Genomic DNA, 17,204 nt, shown 5'->3' with positions numbered 1-17,204 from the left:
TGCTCCCCCCTTCCCGTATTCCCGTACCCCTGCACCGGCGTTCGGGACGGGCCACCGGCGGGGCCGTTGTCAGACCTCACCACTACGGTGAGCGCATGGCTCCCCGTACGTCTCGATCATCCGCCAAGGACCGCCCCTCCTACCGCTGTAGCGAGTGCGGCTGGACCACGGTCAAGTGGCTCGGCCGCTGCCCCGAGTGCCAGACGTGGGGGACGGTCGCGGAGTTCGGCGGCGCGCCCGCCGTGCGCACGACCGCGCCAGGCCGGGTCACCTCGGCGGCGCTGCCCATCGGCGAGGTCGACAGCCGCCAGGCGACCGCCCGGCCGACCGGGGTGGACGAGCTGGACCGGGTGCTCGGCGGCGGCCTGGTGCCCGGCGCCGTCGTGCTGCTCGCGGGGGAGCCCGGCGTCGGCAAGTCCACGCTGCTGCTCGACGTCGCGGCGAACGCGGCGTCCGAAGCCCACCGCACGCTCTACATCACGGGCGAGGAGTCCGCGAGCCAGGTCAGGATGCGGGCCGACCGCATCGGAGCCCTCTCCGACCACCTGTATCTGGCCGCCGAGACCGACCTGTCCGCGGTGCTCGGCCATCTGGACACGGTCAAGCCGTCGCTGCTGGTGATGGACTCCGTCCAGACGGTGGCCTCATCCGAGATCGACGGCGCGCCCGGCGGCATGGCCCAGGTCCGCGAGGTCGCGGGCGCGCTGATCCGCGCGTCCAAGGAGCGGGGCATGGCCACGGTCCTCGTCGGTCACGTGACGAAGGACGGCGGCATCGCGGGACCGCGGCTGCTGGAGCACCTGGTGGACGTGGTGCTGAGCTTCGAGGGCGACCGGCACGCGCGGCTGCGCCTCGTACGGGGCATCAAGAACCGGTACGGCGCGACCGACGAGGTCGGCTGCTTCGAGCTGCACGACGAGGGCATCACCGGGCTGACCGACCCCTCGGGCCTGTTCCTCACCCGCCGCGCCGAGCCCGTGCCCGGGACCTGTCTGACCGTCACGCTGGAGGGCCGCCGCCCGCTGGTGGCCGAGGTGCAGGCGCTCACCGTGGACACCCAGATCCCCTCCCCGCGCCGCACGACCTCCGGCCTGGAGACGTCCCGCGTCTCGATGATGCTGGCCGTGCTGGAGCAGCGCGGCCGGATCAGCGCCCTCGGCAAGCGCGATATCTACACGGCGACCGTGGGCGGGGTGAAGCTGTCCGAGCCCGCAGCCGACTTGGCGATCGCCCTCGCGCTGGCCAGCGCCGCGAGCGACACCCCCCTGCCGATGAACCTGGTCGCGATCGGCGAGGTCGGCCTCGCGGGCGAGGTCAGACGGGTGACAGGCGTCCAGCGGCGGCTGTCGGAGGCGGCCAGGCTCGGCTTCACACACGCCCTCGTGCCCAGCGATCCGGGGAAGATTCCGCCCGGCATGCGCGTGCTTGAGGTAGCCGATATAGGCGAAGCGTTGCGCGCTCTGCCCAAGCGCTCACGGCGAGAGGCGGTACAGGCCCCACGGGAGGAGGCCGACCGCCGGTAGACTTTGCCCTGGTCTCGCCCGCACGCCCGTACGTACGCAAGCTACGTGCACCCGGCAGGGCGGCCTGCGGCAACGACCAGATCGTGGCGACGGAGGAGTGCAGTGGCAGCCAATGACCGGGCGACAGCTCCCGGCAAGGCCGGGGGAAGCTCCGGTACCGAGCGTCTGATGCGCGCCTCCCTGAGCGCCGTCGCGCCTGGTACGGCGCTCCGTGACGGCCTTGAGCGCATCCTCCGCGGCAACACCGGCGGACTCCTCGTGCTGGGCATGGACAAGACCGTCGAATCCATGTGCACCGGCGGTTTCATCCTCGATGTCGAGTTCTCGGCGACCCGGCTGCGTGAGCTGTGCAAGCTCGACGGCGCGCTGATCCTCGACAAGGACATCACCAAGATCGTGCGAGCGGGGGTGCAGTTGCTGCCCGACGCCTCGATCCCCACCGAGGAGACCGGCACCCGGCACCGCACCGCGCAGCGCGTCTCCATCCAGGCCGGTTTCCCGGTCGTCTCCGTCAGCCAGTCGATGCGGCTGATCGCCCTGTACGTGGGCGGCCAGCGCCGGGTGCTTGAGGACTCGGCGGCGATCCTTTCCCGCGCCAACCAGGCCCTCGCCACACTGGAGCGCTACAAGCTCAGACTCGACGAGGTCGCCGGCACGCTCTCCGCACTGGAGATCGAGGACCTGGTGACGGTCCGGGATGTCACGGCGGTCGCGCAGCGTCTGGAGATGGTGCGCCGCATCGCCACCGAGATCGCCGAGTACGTGGTGGAGCTCGGCACCGACGGCCGGTTGCTCTCGCTCCAGCTGGACGAGCTGATCGCGGGCGTCGAACCCGAGCGCGAACTGGTCGTCCGGGACTACGTGCCCGAGCCGACCGCGAAGCGGACCCGCACCGTTCCCGAGGCCCTCGCCGAGCTGGACGCGCTGACCCACCCGGAGCTGCTCGAACTTCCCATCGTGGCGCGCGCCCTGGGGTACAGCGGCTCCCCTGAGACCCTTGACTCCGCGGTCTCGCCGCGCGGTTACCGCCTGCTGGCGAAGGTCCCGCGGCTGCCCGGTGCGATCATCGAGCGGCTGGTCGAGCACTTCGGCGGGCTGCAGAAGCTGCTGGCCGCCAGCGTCGACGACCTCCAGATGGTCGACGGGGTCGGCGAGGCCCGCGCGCGCTCGGTGCGCGAGGGGCTGTCGCGGCTGGCGGAGTCGTCCATTCTTGAGCGGTACGTGTAGCTGTCACGCGCGTCTTGAGCGGTACGTCGAGCTGTAGCGCGTCGTGAGCGGTGCGTGGAGCGCGCCGCAGGGCTGCTGTGGGCCGTTGGGCGCGCTGCTTCTCGGGGCAACGCCAGTCGCGGCGCTGCTCACGCGCCGCCGCGCGCTTACGCCAGCAAGTCCGCTCGCTCGCGCTCGATGGCGTGGGTGAAGGGCTCGCCCGCCGCCCAGCGCCTGACCTCGTGGACGGCCAGGTCGGCCAGGCGCCGCAGTTCGCTGCCCTGTGAACCGGCGATGTGCGGGGTGATGAGGGCGTTCTCGCACGTCCACAGCGGGTGGCCGCTCGGCAGTACCTCGGGTTCTGTGACGTCGAGGACGGCCCTGATCCGGCGTGCGAGCACGGCTTCCGTGAGCGCTTCCTGATCGACGATGGCGCCCCGTGCCGTGTTGATGAGGGTGGCGTCCTGCCGCAGCAGCCCGAGCAGGTCCCGGCTCACCAGCCCGCGGGTGGCGGGCAGCAGCGGCGCGTGGACGCTCACCACGTCGCTGGCGGCGAAGAGTTCGGGCAGCCCGGCCGACCGTGCCCCCAGTCCGGCCGCCTCCTCGGCGCCGACGTACGGGTCGTACAGCAGCACACGCAGATCGTGCGGGCGCAGCAGTTCGATCACGCGGCGGCCGATGAGCGAGGCGCTGACGATGCCCACGGTGCGCCGGTAGTTGCCCATGGCCGGGTCGGTGTGGAGCCAGCCGTCGCGCTCGCGCGCGGACCGGTAGTCCCGGGCGGTCTCCAGCACCCGCTTGTTGGCGAGCAGGATCATCGCCAGGGTGTACTCGGCCACCGGCAGCGCGTTGGCCGCGGCCGCCGAGGACACCGCGATGCCGCGCTCCCAGCAGGCGTCGCTGACGTGCCCCCGTACGGAACCCGCCGTGTGGACGATCGCGCGCAGCCGGGGCGCCGCGGCGAGCACCCGCTCGTCGATGGGCGGACAGCCCCAGCCGGTGATCAGGAGTTCGGTCTCGGCGAGTACGCGCCTGGCGTGGTCGGTGCGGAAGTCGTCGAGTGCGGGGGGCGCGGCGAGTTCGACGCACTCGGCGAGGGCGGCCATGGCCCCGGCGTCGAGCACCGCGTCCGCCGCCTGAGGCCCCATGGCGAGGACGGCGCGGCGTCGGGGCCCGGCCTGGTGGGCGGTCGGCAGGTCGTCGGCGGTCGGCATGTCTCTCCTGGCGGTCGTGCTTGGGGGTTGTTCCTGGGGGTGGTTCCTGGCGGTCGTGCTTGGCAGACGTGCTTGGGGGTGGTCGGCGTCGGTGTCACTTGACGCTGCCCGCGGTGAGACCGGAGCGCCAGTAGCGCTGGAGGAGTACGAAGGCGGCGATGAGCGGGACGATGGCGAGCAACGATCCGGTGACCACCATCGGGTAGTACTCGGGCGAGACGGTAGCCGCGCTGTTCCAGGTGTACAGGCCGAGGCTGACGGGATAGAGCTCCTGGTCGGAGAGCATCACCATGGGCAGGAAGAAGTTGTTCCAGATGGCGGTGAGCTGGAACAGGAAGACCGTGACGAAGCCGGGTCCGAGCATCCGCAGCGAGACCCGCAGATACGTCTGGAGCTCGCCTGCCCCGTCTATCCGGGACGCCTCGATCACCTCGTTGGGAACGTAGCCCTGGCTGAAGACCCGGCCGAGATACACGCCGAAGGGGTTGAAGAGGACGGGAACGAAGACCGACCAGAAGGTGTTGACCACCCCGGCCTCGGAGGCCATGAGGTAGAGCGGCAGCGCGAGCACCGCCGGTGGCACCATGACGCCCGCGAGGACCAGCCCGAACAGCTTCTCCTTGTGCCGGAAGTCGTACTTGTCGAAGGCGTAGCCGCAGGCGACGCTGATCAACGAGCCGATCAGCGCGCCGAGTACGGCGTACAGCAGGCTGTTGGTGTACCAGCGCTGATAGATGCCGTCTTCCATGGCGAAGAGGTCGGAGAGGTTCTGGCCGAACGAGAAGCCGCTGGTCGAGATCAGGTCGCTGCTGAACAGGGCGTCCGTGTTCTTGGCGGCGGCGAGCAGCAGCCACACCACGGGAAGCACGGTGTACAGGACGAACAGCCCCACCAGGGCGTTGGCCGCGCCCCGGCCGAGCAGCCTCGGCCGCGGGGCGGCGGGGGGAGCGGGAGCGGCGGGCGCTGTGGAGGCTGTGCGGCTTGTGGAGACTGTGCGGGCTGTGGGGGCTGCTGGTTCGGTGCGGCCGCCGGGTCTCATCGGGTCCTACCTTCTTGCTCGGGCTGGGGCCGCGCCTGCGTCTGCCGCTGGGGCGAGCGGCGGGAGGGCCTCCGGCCGGGTCGCTCAGCCGGGCCGGGGCGGTTCGCCCATCGCGACACGCCGTAGGAGAGTGCGATGATCACGGCGAGCAGGACGACGGAGGCAGCAGCGGCCAGGCTGTAGTTGTTGCGGGTGAAGGCCGCGTCGTAGATGTACATGTTGGGGGTGAAGCGGCTGCCCACCATGGGGGTGGCCTGGCTCATCAGCATGGGCTCGGTGAACAGCTGGAGCGCGCCGATCAGGGTGAACATCACGACCATCACGACCGAGGCCCGGATCAGCGGCACCTTCACCTGGAAGGCGGTACGCAGCGGCCCCGCGCCGTCGACGACCGCGGCTTCGATGACCTCGCGGGGCACGGCCTGCAAGGCGGCGTAGAAGATCACCATGTTGTACCCGAGGTGGCTCCACACCGCGATGTTGACGATCGACGGCAGCACGGTGTGCACGCCGAGGAAGTCCACGGTGATGTCCGCCTTCCCCAACAGGTCGATCACCGGGCTCAGACCAGGTGTGTAGAGGTAGAGCCAGATGATCGCGGCGATGATGCCGGGCACGGCGTGCGGCAGGAACAGCGCCAACTGGGCGGTGCGCCGCAGCCGTACGAGCCCGGAGTCGAGCAGCAGCGCGAGCGCGAGGGCCGCGACGACCAGCAGCGGAACGTACAGCGCGCAGTAGAGGGCGGTGACGCCGAGCCCGGACATGAAGGTGGGATCGGACAGCACGGCCGCGTAACTGCGCAGCCCGGTGAACACCGTGCGCTCCGGACCGAACCCCAGGCCGGGCTGGTCGTCGCTGAAGAGGCTGAGCCAGACGGCACAGCCGATGGGGACGAGGAAGACCGTCACCAGAAGGAGGAAGAACGGCGCCATCAGGACGGCGCTCGCGCCGAGTTCACGTCGGCGCACGGTCACCCGAGCCCGCCCCCGGCGGCCTGCCGCGCCGGGAACGCCGGGGGCGGGCTCGGCCCGGGGACCGCTCGCGGCGCCGTCGGCCGAGGCGGATGTGGCCGTACTCATGGCGTACGCCGCGGGTGGTGGATGGGGCGGGTGGGGTAGGTGTGCTGGGCGCGGTGAGTTCGGGGGTCGCGGTGAGTTCGGGGGGCGCGGTGAGTTCGGGGGTCGCGGTGAGTTCGGGGGTCGCGGTGAGTGCGGGGGTCGCGGTGAGTGCGGGGGTCGCGGTGAGTGCGGCGGGTGCCTCGCGTGGGCAGGTGCTCGCGCCTCGGTGGCGTGCGGCCGCCGCCTTGCGGGTCCGGTTCAGTGCGCATGGCCGCTGCCTTTCATCACGTCGTCGTCAGGTGTGTGATCACGTCGTCGTCAGGGGGTGTGCTCGCGTCGTCGCGTCGTCATGCCGTTTGCCGTGGTGCGGGGGCGTGGTGCGGTGGGTGGGTGAGCACCTGAACCGTCGTGGCCGGGTGGGGTTCAGTCGCTGCGTTCCGTGGCACTGAGGCCGAGCGCCTTGAGGTCGGGCATCGTGGCGCGCTGCCCGTCGCGTACGGCGCCTATCAGCGTGCCGCTGTCGCCACCGGCCCGGGCGAAGCCGTCCTGGATGGTCTTGAGCGTTGCCGTCATGCGAGGGCCCCACACCCAGCCATCGGCGATCCGCTCGGCCTCCCGGCGAAACAAGGCGTAGAGGTCCTGGCCTCCGTAGAAGCTGGTGTCCATGGCCTTGCGGGCGACCGGTACGAGGTCGGGCACGGCGGGGTACTGCGAGCTGGTGCCGGTGGAGAGGCGGGCCCGCAGCGCGTCGGGGCTGGAGACCTGCCACTCGATGAACTTCATGGCGGCCTCGGGCTGGTCGCTGTCCTTCGTGACCGCGAAGGTGGACCCGCCCAAGGTGCCGACCCGCGGTGTGCCCGTGTTCCACTGCGGCAGCGGGGCGACGGCCCATTCCCCCTTCTGTTCCGGATACGAGGACATCGTGGCCCCCGCGTCCCACGCCGCGGTGATCTTCGCGAGCACCTTGCCGTCACCGATCTGCGCCCGGCCCTGCTGGCTTTCGCTGGGGTTGACGGTGACCAGGTCCTCGTCGACGAGGCGCTGCCAGTACGTCGCGACCTTCCGGGTGGGGGCGTCGGTGAGAGACACGTTCCAGCTTCCGCCGCTGGTGTCGAACCACGTCGCACCCGCCTGCCAGGAAAGCCCGGCGAAGGTCGCGCCGCCGTCGGTCGGGAAGTTGGCGATGCGGGAGTCGGGGCGGGCCCGCTTGACCGCGCGGGCGGCGGCCTCGAACTCAGCCCAGGTGCGGGGCACTTCGATGCCGTACCGCTCGAAGGCGGACTTCCGGAACAGCAGGACCATCGGCTCGACGTCGAGCGGGACCGTGTAGGTGCGTCCTTCGAACGTCGTCTGGGACAGTGCCTGCGGAAGCAGCCGATCGCGCAGCCGCTCGCTCAGCAGCGGGGTGAGGTCGCGGGCCACGCCGTCGATGGCGAAGCCGGGGACCTGGGCGTACTCGATGGTCGCCACGTCGGGGGCGTTGCCCGCCCGGGCCGCGTTGCTCAGCTTCGCGTAGCCGCCCTGCGGGCCGTTCGGCACCTGCTGGTAGTCGACCTCGACCTCGGACTGGCTCTTGTTGAAGGCGTCCACGACCGCCTGGCTGCCGCGCAGCGCCGACCAGAAGGTGATGTGAACAGGGCCCTTGCCGTCCCTGCCGCCGTTGGCCGCCGCGCCGCCGTCGGCGGTGCAGGCGGTCAGGCCCGCGCACGCGGCGAGCAGGGTCAGCGACAGCGCGGCGACTGCGGCCAGCGGCGAACGACTGCGGCGAACACGCACGGTGCCTCCCGTGGTCCGAGGGGGATGACGGGAATCCTGATCGCTTCACGGGAAAGCGTCAACGGTTCGATCAGAAGAAAGTGAAGCGGTCAAACGCACATTCGTATCGACGAGAAGGCCGGGTGCAGGCCCAGGGAGCACGCCCCCAGGCCAGTGACTCGTTCGTCAGGTGCTCGGGATGTCCGTCAGGTGCCCGGGGTGAGGGCGGCGGTCGACCCGCGCACCTTCAGCTCGGGCAGCAACTGCACCCGCCGTACCGCCTCCGGACGCACCTCCCGTGGCCGCTCAAGCCGTCGCAACAACAGCTCTGCGGCAGCTCGGCCGATCTCCTCCTTGGGCGGCGACACGGCGGTGAGCGGCGTACCGCCCAGTGCCGCCACCACATCGTCGTACGCGACCACCGAGCAGTCCTCCGGCACCCGGACACCCGCGTCCTGCAGCCGCTGCACCAGCAGCAACGCGTCCACGTCACCGTGCATCACGGCCGCCGTGGCCCCGTACTCGCGCAGCACGGCCACGATGTCCACAGGGCCAGAGGGGCTGGATGGACGAGAGGGGTCGGTGAGACCGGTGAGACCGGCGGGGCCACCGGCCGGGCCAGAGCCCGACTCAGGCCCCCGGCCAGGGCCCGGGGTCGGCGCGCTGTGGACGACGCCCCAGCGGTCGATCTCCGGCCGCTCCGCCGCGATCCGCGCGAACGCGGCCCGCAGGGTTCGTGCCGTCGGGCTGTCGTCGCGCGCGGCCAGCACGATCCTGCGGTGGCCGAGGGAGACCAGGTGATCCACGGCGAGGTGGGTGCCGTACCAGTGGTCGGAGCAGACGGAGTCCATCGCGTGCAGCGCGCTGCCCGCCGCCGGGCGCCGCTCGACGAGCACGGCAGGGACGTTCAGCTCCGCCAGCCAGCCGTAGTCCCGCACCTCGGCGGCGGCGGTGCACCAGCGCGGGGCGATCAGCAGCCCGCGCGCACCGTTCTCCAGTGCGCGCAGCGCCATCGCCCGTTCGGAGTCCTCGTCATGCGGGGCGATGTGCAGCGCCATCCGGAACCCGGCGGCCTCCAGCACGGCCCGCGCCCCGTGAACGGCTTCGAAGAGGTACGTGTGGTGCTCGGGCACCACCAGCGCGACGGCGTCACCGGTGGCGGGCGACCCGCTCGGGGCCGCGTCCCCCGCCGGGTCCACCGACCTGGCCACTCCGTGCCCGCGTCGCAGCTGCCCGGCGCGGGCCAGCTCCTCGATATCCCGCCGCACCGTGACGACGGAGACCTCCAGCTCCGTTGCCAGATCCGTCACCCGCGCCCGTCCCCGTGCCCGCACCGTGTCGAGAATCCGCTGCCGCCTGTGCTCCACGGGCTCCCGCACCCACCCCACGCCCTTTCCTCATGTTCGTTTGAACGTTACGGCGCAGCATAACGATCGATTCGACAGCGGGAGCAGCGGGGAAGCGAGGAGCGAGGACAACGGACCCAAGGGAAAGGGCCCAAGGGAAAGCCCAGGGGAAAGAGGGTGCGGGGAGAGAGGAAGGAAGAGAAGGAAGAGGAGTCAGTCCTGCGCCAGCACGAACGACACCCGTGCCGTCCCCAGCCCGTCGATCTTGGCTTCCACCAGGTACGTCCCCGACTCCGCCGACTTGCTGCCCGACGGCGACACGCAGTTCTCCAGGCTCACCATGCGGTCCCAGGTCACGGTGCGCTCGATCTCGCCGTCACCCGCCAGCCGCACCATCGAGATGGCGCTGCCCCGCGGGCAGTCATCCGACGCCCAGACGTGGTCGTCCTCGGCGTCCGTGATGCTGATCGTCGCCGACGCGCGGCCGAGGTCCACCTTGCAGTCGCTGTTTCCCGCGTTCTTGGCGACGATCTCGAACTTCGGCTTCTCGCCGGGCTTGTAGGAGTTCTTGATGCTACGGAGCGTCAGTTCGACCTTCCCGGGCTCGCAGTCGGGCAGGGCCGAGTCGGCGGGCTCCAGCTTGCCGCTTCCGACGCCGAGGCCACCGGACGCGCCCGTGACGCCGTCACCGTTCTTGTCACCGACCGCGCTGCCGGGGCCCTTGTTCCCGCCGCCGGAGCCGCCGCCATCACCGCCGGACCCGGAGCCTGACCCGCCATCAGAACCATCGCCGCCCCCGGAGCCGCCGCCGTCGGAGGCGTCATCCGACTCGTCGCGCCCGCCCGGCCGTTGGCTGTCGACGGGGGTGGAGGAGGACGGCCCGGGCGTGATGGTGCTGGCGGCGCTCGTGCCGCCGTTGCCCTTGGCGTCGTCCTTGTCGCCACCGCCGGAGCCACCCAGGCTGAGGGCCCAGATGATCAGCAAGATGACCAGCGCGACCAGGGACAGCGCAACTGCCCTCCGCCGCCAGTAGATGGAGGAAGGGAGTGGCCCGATCGGATTGCGCAGAGATCCCACGCGGAAACTCTACGAGAGATCCGATAGGAGACCGGCCAGTACCCGCCGCATATCGCACCAACTTTTCTCATCATCTGCCCGGAGGCGGCGTTCCGGGCATATTTTTTGCCCACTCAGGCGCTTCCACGCCCTGGAACCCCCGATTCCGGGCCTCACGACCCCTCGCCCGCCCCACGCGCCTCAACCATCTCGGAGTCCTGCCCCTCGGCGCGGGCCGTTTCATCGAGGGCGGGCGTCATGTCAGGATCGTATGTGCCATGACTGCTACGCCCGCACCCTCGGTCGACGCCTCGGAATCCGCCGAGCACGTCCCGCACGCCTCACCCGCCGAGCCCAGCTCGCCCGCCGGCACTGACCGGCTCGCCGTGCCCGCCGACCTCGACGGCCACATCCCCGACCCCACCGTTTCCCCCTCCGTCACCTCCACCGTCACGCTCCCCGAACGCTCCCCCGGCGCGGCCGGACTCACCGCTGAGGTCACCGCCGAGGTCACCGCCGGGGTCACCACGGCCGTTACGGCCACCGGGGCCACCGCCGATCCGCACAGCTCCCCGCACTCCGCCCTGCACTCCGCCGTCAACGCCTGGTTCGAGACGCACGCCCGCGACCTCCCGTGGCGTCGGCCCGAGGCGGGCCCGTGGGGTGTGATGGTCAGCGAGTTCATGCTTCAGCAGACCCCGGTCAACCGGGTGCTGCCGGTGTACGAGCAGTGGCTGGACCGCTGGCCGCGCCCCGCCGACCTGGCCGCCGAGCCCGCCGGAGAAGCGGTCCGTGCCTGGGGCCGGCTCGGCTATCCCCGGCGGGCGCTGCGCCTGCACGCCGCCGCTTCGGCGATAAGGGAGCGGCACAACGGTGATGTGCCGCGCGAGCACTCCCAGCTGCTCGCCCTGCCCGGAGTCGGTGAGTACACGGCCGCCGCCGTCGCCTCCTTCGCGTACGGACAGCGCCATCCCGTGCTCGACACGAACGTCCGCCGTGTCTTCACCCGGGCCGTTGGCGGCAAGCAGTACCCGCCGAACGCGACGACCGCGGCGGAGCGCAAGCTCGCCCGTGCGCTGCTGCCCACCGACGAGGCGACCGCCGCCCGCTGGGCCGCGGCGACGATGGAGCTCGGCGCGCTGGTCTGCACGGCCCGCACGCCCGACTGCGGGCGCTGCCCCATCGCCGCGCGCTGCGCCTGGAAGCTGGCGGGGTCACCCGCGTACGAGGGGCCGCCGCGCCGGGGTCAGACGTACGCGGGTACGGACCGGCAGGTGCGCGGCAAGCTGCTCGCCGTACTGAGGGAGGCCATCGCGCCGGTGCCGCAGTCCGTGCTGGACCGGGTGTGGCAAGAGCCGGTGCAGCGGGCCCGCGCGCTGGACGGGCTGGTCGCCGACGGACTGGTCGAGCCGCTGGCAGGTGGCGTCTACCGGCTGCCGCAGACCTGACCACCGCACGCCCACCGCACGCCCACGGCACGCCGACCGCGGCCACGCCCCCGCAGCCGCCCACGGGCCTACGGGCCTAAGGGCACACATCCACTTCCCCATCCACGTCGACGTTTCCCGGCGGCCGCTCAGCCGTGCCCAGGGGCAGGCCCCCGCCGCGCCCGGGGGCGATGGGCGCGTCCTGACGGCAATGCTGTCCGCGCGCTGACGGCGACGTTGTCCGCACGCTGACGACGGGCCCGCCCTCTCACTGCCGGTAGGGGGCCACGTACCGGCGGTAAGGGCTCCCGCGCCGCCCGCATCACCGGCACCGAAAACCCCACCTGCACTGTTACAGAACCTATGGCCAGCTGTGCACGTGCGGCAGTGCTGTCGTACGTGATGCCGCAACAGCACCTCCGTAACTTCCTCTGTACGCCCGCTTGACCGGCGGTGCGACGTGGGGAACACAGTGGAATGGAGGCTGCGCGATGACCACCAGCAGCGGCAAGGTTCTGGACTTCGAAGAGTACGTACGGAATCGGCAGGATGCGTTGCTGCGCAGCGCACGCCGCCTGGTTCCCGACCCCATCGAGGCGCAGGACCTGCTCCAGACCGCGCTGGTGCGCACATATGGCCGGTGGGACGGCATAGCTGACAAGTCGCTCGCCGACGCCTATCTTCGCCGTGTCATGATCAACACTCGTACGGAGTGGTGGCGCGCCCGCAAGCTGGACGAGGTGCCCACCGAGCAGCTGCCGGACGCGCGTATCGAGGACGGCACGGAGCAGCACGCGGACCGTGCGCTGCTGATGGATGTCCTCAGTTGCCTGGCTCCCAAGCAGCGCAGTGTCGTCGTGCTGCGACACTGGGAGCAGATGAGCACCGAGGAAACCGCGGAGGCGCTCGGGATGTCGACCGGCACTGTCAAGAGCACGCTGCACCGTGCCCTGGCGAGGCTGCGCCAGGAGCTGGAAAGCCGCGATGTTCAGGCGCATGCCCTGGAGCGCGCGGACCAGGCCAGGGCCACGGAGCGGCACAAGGCCGAGAGCCGGGACCGGGACGCCGTCAGGAACGGTGGCGCGGGAAGGGTCACACGCACCGGCAGCGCCGTGCGCCCCACGACCACCGCCACCAGCACCGCCACCGCCACCGCCACCGCCACCGCCACCAGCGTCGCCACCAGCACCGGCGCCCCCAGCATGGAGCGGGTCAGGACCGGCCGGGTCGAGCGGCCCGCGAACATGGACCCGCAGGGCCGCATCGGCCGCCAGCAGCGCCGCGGGGGCCAGGAGCCGGAAAGCCGTCGCGAACGCCACGATCGGGGGCAGGACAGGTGCGCGGCCTGATCCAGGCAGCTCAAAGCAAGACCGTCCTGATCACCGGGGGCGCGGTCGCGGGGATCGCCGCGGCCACGGGCCTCGTGCTCGCCGGCTGCAACTCCGCCAGTGACGGCGTACGCAAAGAGGGACAGGCACAGAACGAGCCGGTATCGCGGGACGGCTCCACCAAGCTCGACGAAGGCACTCCCTCGGGGGAACCACCCCTACAGAAAGTGGATGGCGTAGAGCTCGTCAGGTCGGACCCGAAGGTCGACCCGGACCTGAAGAAGAATCTCGAACCGTGTGCCAAGGACGAGTACCCGGTCGACGTCAGCTACGGAAAGCTGACTGGTTCTTCCTCGTCCGACGTCGTCGTCAACGTGATGACCTGCGCGGATGGCTTCGGCATCGGCTCGTACGTCTACCGCAAGGTAGGCAAGGAGTACAAGAACGTCTTCCTGTCGGAGGAGGCTCCCGTCTACACCGACATCGACAAGGACGAGCTGCGGGTCACCAAGGAGGTCTACGACGCCGGGGACCCCGTGTGCTGCCCTTCGGGCGAGGATGTGATCACCTATCGGTGGTCGGACAAACGGTTCGTCGTGACTGGTCGCACCCACACCGACTTCAGCAAGACCGTGGACGGCGAAGACCTGCCCACTGAAGAAGGAACGGAAGGCTGACGACGACAGTGGCCGAAACCCATGTGCTGTTCGTCGAGGACGACGATGTGATCCGCGAGGCCACGCAGCTCGCTCTGGAGCGCGACGGTTTCGTGGTGACGGCCGCGCCGGACGGGCTCACCGGCCTGGAGCAGTTCCGTGCCAACCAGCCGGACATAGCGCTGCTCGACGTCATGGTGCCGGGCCTGGACGGGGTCAGCCTGTGTCGCCGTATCCGCGACGAGTCGACCGTTCCCGTGATCATGCTGTCGGCGCGTGCCGACTCCATCGACGTAGTGCTCGGCCTCGAAGCGGGCGCCGACGACTACGTCACCAAGCCTTTCGACGGCGCGGTGCTCGTCGCCCGCATCCGGGCCGTGCTGCGCCGCTTCGGGCACGCGAGCGGTCCTGGCGGCACGGTCGGGGCCCAGCCGAACGGATCGGCGGACTCGGGCCACGACGGCCCGCTGCGCTTCGGCGACCTTGAGGTCGACCCGGAGGGCATGGAGGTCCGCAAGGACGGCAGTCCGGTGGCGCTGACGCCCACCGAGATGCGGCTGCTGCTGGAATTCTCGGCGGCTCCCGGCACGGTACTCTCCCGCGACCGGCTGCTTGAGCGCGTCTGGGATTACGGCTGGGGCGGTGACACCCGCGTCGTCGACGTCCATGTGCAGCGGCTGCGCACCAAGATCGGCACGGACCGGATCGAGACGGTCCGCGGCTTCGGCTACAAGCTCAAGGGCTGACCGTCATGCGGACGGCGCGGGACACGAGGTGGCGCCCATGGTGAAGCTCGCGTTCCGCACGGGGCTGCGCTGGAAGGTCAGCCTCGCCATCGCCTGCGTGGGCGCCCTCATCGCCGGCTCGCTGAGCCTGGTCGTGCACAACGCCGCCCGCGTCTCCATGCTCGACAACAGCCGCGACGTGATGGACGAGCGGGTCCAGGTCGCGCAGCGCTGGTACGAGACCACGCACCGGGTGCTCTTCCAGGCCAAAATCGACGACCCGGAACTCCCCCAGCAGCTCAAGGACGAGGCCGCGCGCGGGCTGCGCGCCACCTACCTCCAGGACAAGGGCTCCGGCGCCCCCGAGATCTGGGCTTCGGTCCCGCTCAGCAACGGCAGGGTGCTGTCGCTGCACAGCCAGTTCCAGGACCGGTTCGCCGTCCTGGACGACCTCGACCGGGTGCTCATCATCGGCTCACTCGCCGTCGTACTCGGCGGCATCGCCCTAGGCGTGCTCATCGGCGACCAGCTGTCCCGGCGATTGCGCAAGGCGGCCGCCGCCGCCCGCAAGGTCGCCGACGGCGACACCGGCGTACGTGTCCGGGAAGCCATCGGCGGCCGCGTACGCGACGAGACCGACGAGCTCGCCCGCGCCATCGACGGCATGGCCGACGCCCTTCAGCAGCGGCTTGAGGCCGAGCGCCGCGTGACCGCCGATATCGCGCACGAGCTGCGCACCCCCGTCACCGGGCTGCTCACCGCTGCCGAACTGCTGCCCCCGGGGCGGCCGACCGAGCTCGTACGGGACAGGGCGCAGGCGATGCGCACCCTCGTCGAGGACGTGCTTGAGGTCGCCCGGCTCGACGGCTTCGCCGAGCGCGCCGAGCTGGAGGACATCGAGCTGGGCGAGTTCGTCAGGCGCCGGGTGCGCATGGTGGCCCCCGAGGCGCGGATCAATGTGGTCCGCAGCGCATACGTCACCACGGACCCGCGCCGTCTGGAACGCATCCTGGGCAACCTCCTCGCCAACGCCGCCAAGCACGGCAAGCCGCCCTTCGATGTCACCGTCGAAGGCCGGATGCTCCGCGTCCGCGACCACGGGCCCGGCTTCCCGGAGGAGCTGCTGAAGGAGGGCCCCAGCCGGTTCCGCACGGGCGCCAGCGACCGGTCGGGCAAGGGCCACGGCCTGGGTCTGACGATCGCCGTCGGCCAGGCCCGCGTCCTGGGCGCCCGTCTCACCTTCCGCAACGCCGAGCCCACGGCCGAAGGAGAAGAAGGCGCCGTCGCGGTGCTGTGGCTGCCTGAGTTCGCCCCCACGAACACGGGCAGCTACCCGGTGATCCACGTCCCTGACTAGGGCCCTGACGAGAGACCCGTCCCTGACTAGGGACCCTCACCAGGGACGAAGCCACGACCGCTGCGTCAGGCGCCCCGCCCGGCACCTGGGCCCCCTCGCCGACTGCCTACCACTTCCTCACCAGCGCCCCACCAGCTTCTGGCCGACTCCTCGCCCACTACTTCGGCGGCTCCTGGCGGCCCCATCCCTTGTCGAAGTCCAGCGTCTCGCTTGCCTGCGTCAGGGAGAAACCAGTTGCCGGAGTCGTCCCGGAAGATGGCCTCCACCCCGTACGGCCGCTCCTGCGGCTCCTGCAGGAACTCCACGCCCCTCGACTTCAGCGTGGTGTAGTCCGCGCGAACGTCATCGGTGCGCAGCACACCCGCGCCGAGCACTCCCTTGCTCACGAGCTTGCGCATCGCCTCGGCCGACTCCGGGTCCAGTCCGGGGGCTCCCGGCACCATCAGCGCCAGCTCGACGTCGGGCTGGGCCTTGGACCCGACGGTGAGCCAGCGCATGCCGTCGTCGCCCATGGTCATGTCCGTACGCACCTCCAAGCCCAGCTTCTCGGTGTAGAACTCCTTGGCACGGTCCTGGTCGAGAACCCAGACCGTCGCGATACCGATGCCCTTGATCATGTGGCGCCTCCTGTGGTGTCAGCCGCTCGTCATGTCACGTCGATTGGCGTGTCCCGTCGATCGACGGGACACGCCAATCGGCGGGTCAACCGCTCAGACTCCCTGAGACCGTGTCCCGCGACCCTCCCCCTCACCGTAGGCACGGCGGGCGCTACCCGGCTTCTCCAGAATTGCGGTCTCCATCGCCCGGCCCCTCGCCTGGCCCGTCGGCCGTCTTCGCCGGGAATCCGCCGCTCCAGAGCAGCGCGTAGCACCCGGGGATGAGCGCGGCGCCGCGCCCGACATGCCGGGTCCGGTACTCGCTCGGCGTCAGCCCGGTCTGCTTCTTGAAACTGGCCGAGAAGGTGCCGAGGCTGCTGAAGCCGACGAGCGAGCAGATCTCCGTGACCGACAGGTCCGCCGTGCGCAGCAGTTCCTCGGCGCGCTCTATTCGGCGACGGCTCAGATACTGGCCGGGCGTCCGCCCGTACACCGTTTTGAAGGCACGGACGAAGTGATACCGCGAATACCCGGCGTGCCCCGCCACAGCGTCCAGGTCGAGCGGCTCGGCCCAGTCGCGGTCCATGGCGTCCTTGGCGAGCCGCAGCTGACGCAGATGCGCCAGCCGGGCCCCCTCGGGCGTGGTCCCCTCGCGCGTGATCCCCATGCCTTCGATGGTGGCACCCACCTCTGACACCGGCCGCCCCGCGCGGCGCGAGCCGCCTGAGCATGGGCCCGGTGAGCGGGGCCCGGTCAGCGTGAGCGCGGGCCGCTGCCACCGCCGCCCATGACCGCGTGAACGTTTCAGCGCGACAACGACGCTCATTGTTGCCTGCCCTTTCGGTATTCAGCGAAAAAAGGATGTCAGTTGCGCTAACAGTGTTGAAAAGCCAACAAACCCGGTGAGGCAAGGTCACG

General features: G+C 70.8%; 13 protein-coding genes and 2 pseudogenes. 7 read left to right on the top strand and 8 right to left on the bottom strand.

What is annotated here, in order from left to right:
- The first annotated feature begins 95 nt into the window (after positions 1-95).
- Positions 96-1,523, top strand: a complete 1,428-nt coding sequence (gene radA, locus AC5P1B_RS26935; protein ID WP_493890337.1) for a DNA repair protein RadA — start codon at positions 96-98, stop codon at positions 1,521-1,523.
- Between the two features lie 102 nt (positions 1,524-1,625).
- Positions 1,626-2,750 carry a DNA integrity scanning diadenylate cyclase DisA gene (gene disA / locus AC5P1B_RS26930; RefSeq protein ID WP_493890336.1) on the top strand — a complete coding sequence of 375 codons (1,125 nt, stop codon included), beginning with the start codon at positions 1,626-1,628 and terminating at the stop codon, positions 2,748-2,750.
- 146 nt (positions 2,751-2,896) lie between these two features.
- Here the strand turns inward: disA and AC5P1B_RS26925 are convergent, their stop codons facing one another.
- From AC5P1B_RS26925 to AC5P1B_RS26900, 6 genes are all read right to left on the bottom strand, one after another.
- Positions 2,897-3,943 (bottom strand): hydroxyacid dehydrogenase, encoded by a 1,047-nt coding sequence (locus AC5P1B_RS26925; RefSeq protein ID WP_493890335.1) that lies wholly within the window; start codon positions 3,941-3,943, stop codon positions 2,897-2,899.
- A 94-nt stretch (positions 3,944-4,037) separates the two neighbouring features.
- Positions 4,038-4,982, bottom strand: a complete 945-nt coding sequence (locus tag AC5P1B_RS26920; protein ID WP_493890334.1) for a carbohydrate ABC transporter permease — start codon at positions 4,980-4,982, stop codon at positions 4,038-4,040.
- Positions 4,979-6,061 (bottom strand): carbohydrate ABC transporter permease, encoded by a 1,083-nt coding sequence (locus AC5P1B_RS26915; protein ID WP_493890332.1) that lies wholly within the window; start codon positions 6,059-6,061, stop codon positions 4,979-4,981. Before AC5P1B_RS26915 ends, AC5P1B_RS26920 begins: the two co-directional genes overlap by 4 nt.
- A gap of 402 nt (positions 6,062-6,463) precedes the next feature.
- On the bottom strand, positions 6,464-7,816 hold the full coding sequence (locus AC5P1B_RS26910) for an ABC transporter substrate-binding protein (RefSeq protein ID WP_493890331.1): 1,353 nt from the start codon (positions 7,814-7,816) through the stop codon (positions 6,464-6,466).
- 185 nt (positions 7,817-8,001) lie between these two features.
- Positions 8,002-9,174, bottom strand: coding sequence for a substrate-binding domain-containing protein (locus tag AC5P1B_RS26905; protein ID WP_493890370.1), 1,173 nt, complete (start codon positions 9,172-9,174; stop codon positions 8,002-8,004).
- Positions 9,175-9,354: 180 nt separating this feature from the next.
- Positions 9,355-10,218, bottom strand: a complete 864-nt coding sequence (locus AC5P1B_RS26900; RefSeq protein WP_493890329.1) for a hypothetical protein — start codon at positions 10,216-10,218, stop codon at positions 9,355-9,357.
- Between the two features lie 563 nt (positions 10,219-10,781).
- Between AC5P1B_RS26900 and AC5P1B_RS26895 the strand changes: the two genes are divergently transcribed.
- The 5 genes and pseudogenes from AC5P1B_RS26895 (at position 10,782) to cseC (ending at position 15,690) form a co-directional block, all read left to right on the top strand.
- A complete protein-coding gene (locus tag AC5P1B_RS26895; protein WP_493890369.1) occupies positions 10,782-11,645 on the top strand; it encodes an HhH-GPD family protein in 864 nt (287 codons plus the stop codon).
- A 470-nt stretch (positions 11,646-12,115) separates the two neighbouring features.
- A pseudogene (locus AC5P1B_RS26890) lies at positions 12,116-12,649 on the top strand (SigE family RNA polymerase sigma factor); the annotation flags it as partial.
- Positions 12,650-12,960: 311 nt separating this feature from the next.
- Positions 12,961-13,629, top strand: coding sequence for a hypothetical protein (locus tag AC5P1B_RS26885; protein WP_493890327.1), 669 nt, complete (start codon positions 12,961-12,963; stop codon positions 13,627-13,629).
- Positions 13,630-13,637: 8 nt separating this feature from the next.
- Positions 13,638-14,354, top strand: coding sequence for a two-component system response regulator CseB (gene cseB / locus AC5P1B_RS26880; protein WP_493890325.1), 717 nt, complete (start codon positions 13,638-13,640; stop codon positions 14,352-14,354).
- A gap of 37 nt (positions 14,355-14,391) precedes the next feature.
- Positions 14,392-15,690 (top strand): two-component system sensor histidine kinase CseC, encoded by a 1,299-nt coding sequence (cseC, locus tag AC5P1B_RS26875; protein WP_493890324.1) that lies wholly within the window; start codon positions 14,392-14,394, stop codon positions 15,688-15,690.
- A gap of 157 nt (positions 15,691-15,847) precedes the next feature.
- Here cseC and AC5P1B_RS26870 read toward each other — a convergent pair.
- A pseudogene (locus AC5P1B_RS26870) lies at positions 15,848-16,307 on the bottom strand (VOC family protein).
- Between the two features lie 151 nt (positions 16,308-16,458).
- On the bottom strand, positions 16,459-16,953 hold the full coding sequence (locus AC5P1B_RS26865; protein ID WP_493890323.1) for a helix-turn-helix transcriptional regulator: 495 nt from the start codon (positions 16,951-16,953) through the stop codon (positions 16,459-16,461).
- Positions 16,954-17,204: the final 251 nt, after the last annotated feature.

The organism is Streptomyces sp. A01 (assembly GCF_059026195.1).
This window is presented reverse-complemented; position numbering and strand designations above follow the sequence as displayed.

Coding starts and splice junctions, on each gene's coding strand:
- radA (WP_493890337.1), top strand. CDS start 96: ATGGCTCCCCGTACGTCTCGATCATCCGCCAAGGACCGCCCCTCCTAC.
- AC5P1B_RS26925 (WP_493890335.1), bottom strand. CDS start 3,943: ATGCCGACCGCCGACGACCTGCCGACCGCCCACCAGGCCGGGCCCCGA.
- AC5P1B_RS26920 (WP_493890334.1), bottom strand. CDS start 4,982: ATGAGACCCGGCGGCCGCACCGAACCAGCAGCCCCCACAGCCCGCACA.
- AC5P1B_RS26915 (WP_493890332.1), bottom strand. CDS start 6,061: ATGAGTACGGCCACATCCGCCTCGGCCGACGGCGCCGCGAGCGGTCCC.
- cseC (WP_493890324.1), top strand. CDS start 14,392: ATGGTGAAGCTCGCGTTCCGCACGGGGCTGCGCTGGAAGGTCAGCCTC.
- AC5P1B_RS26865 (WP_493890323.1), bottom strand. CDS start 16,953: ATGGGGATCACGCGCGAGGGGACCACGCCCGAGGGGGCCCGGCTGGCG.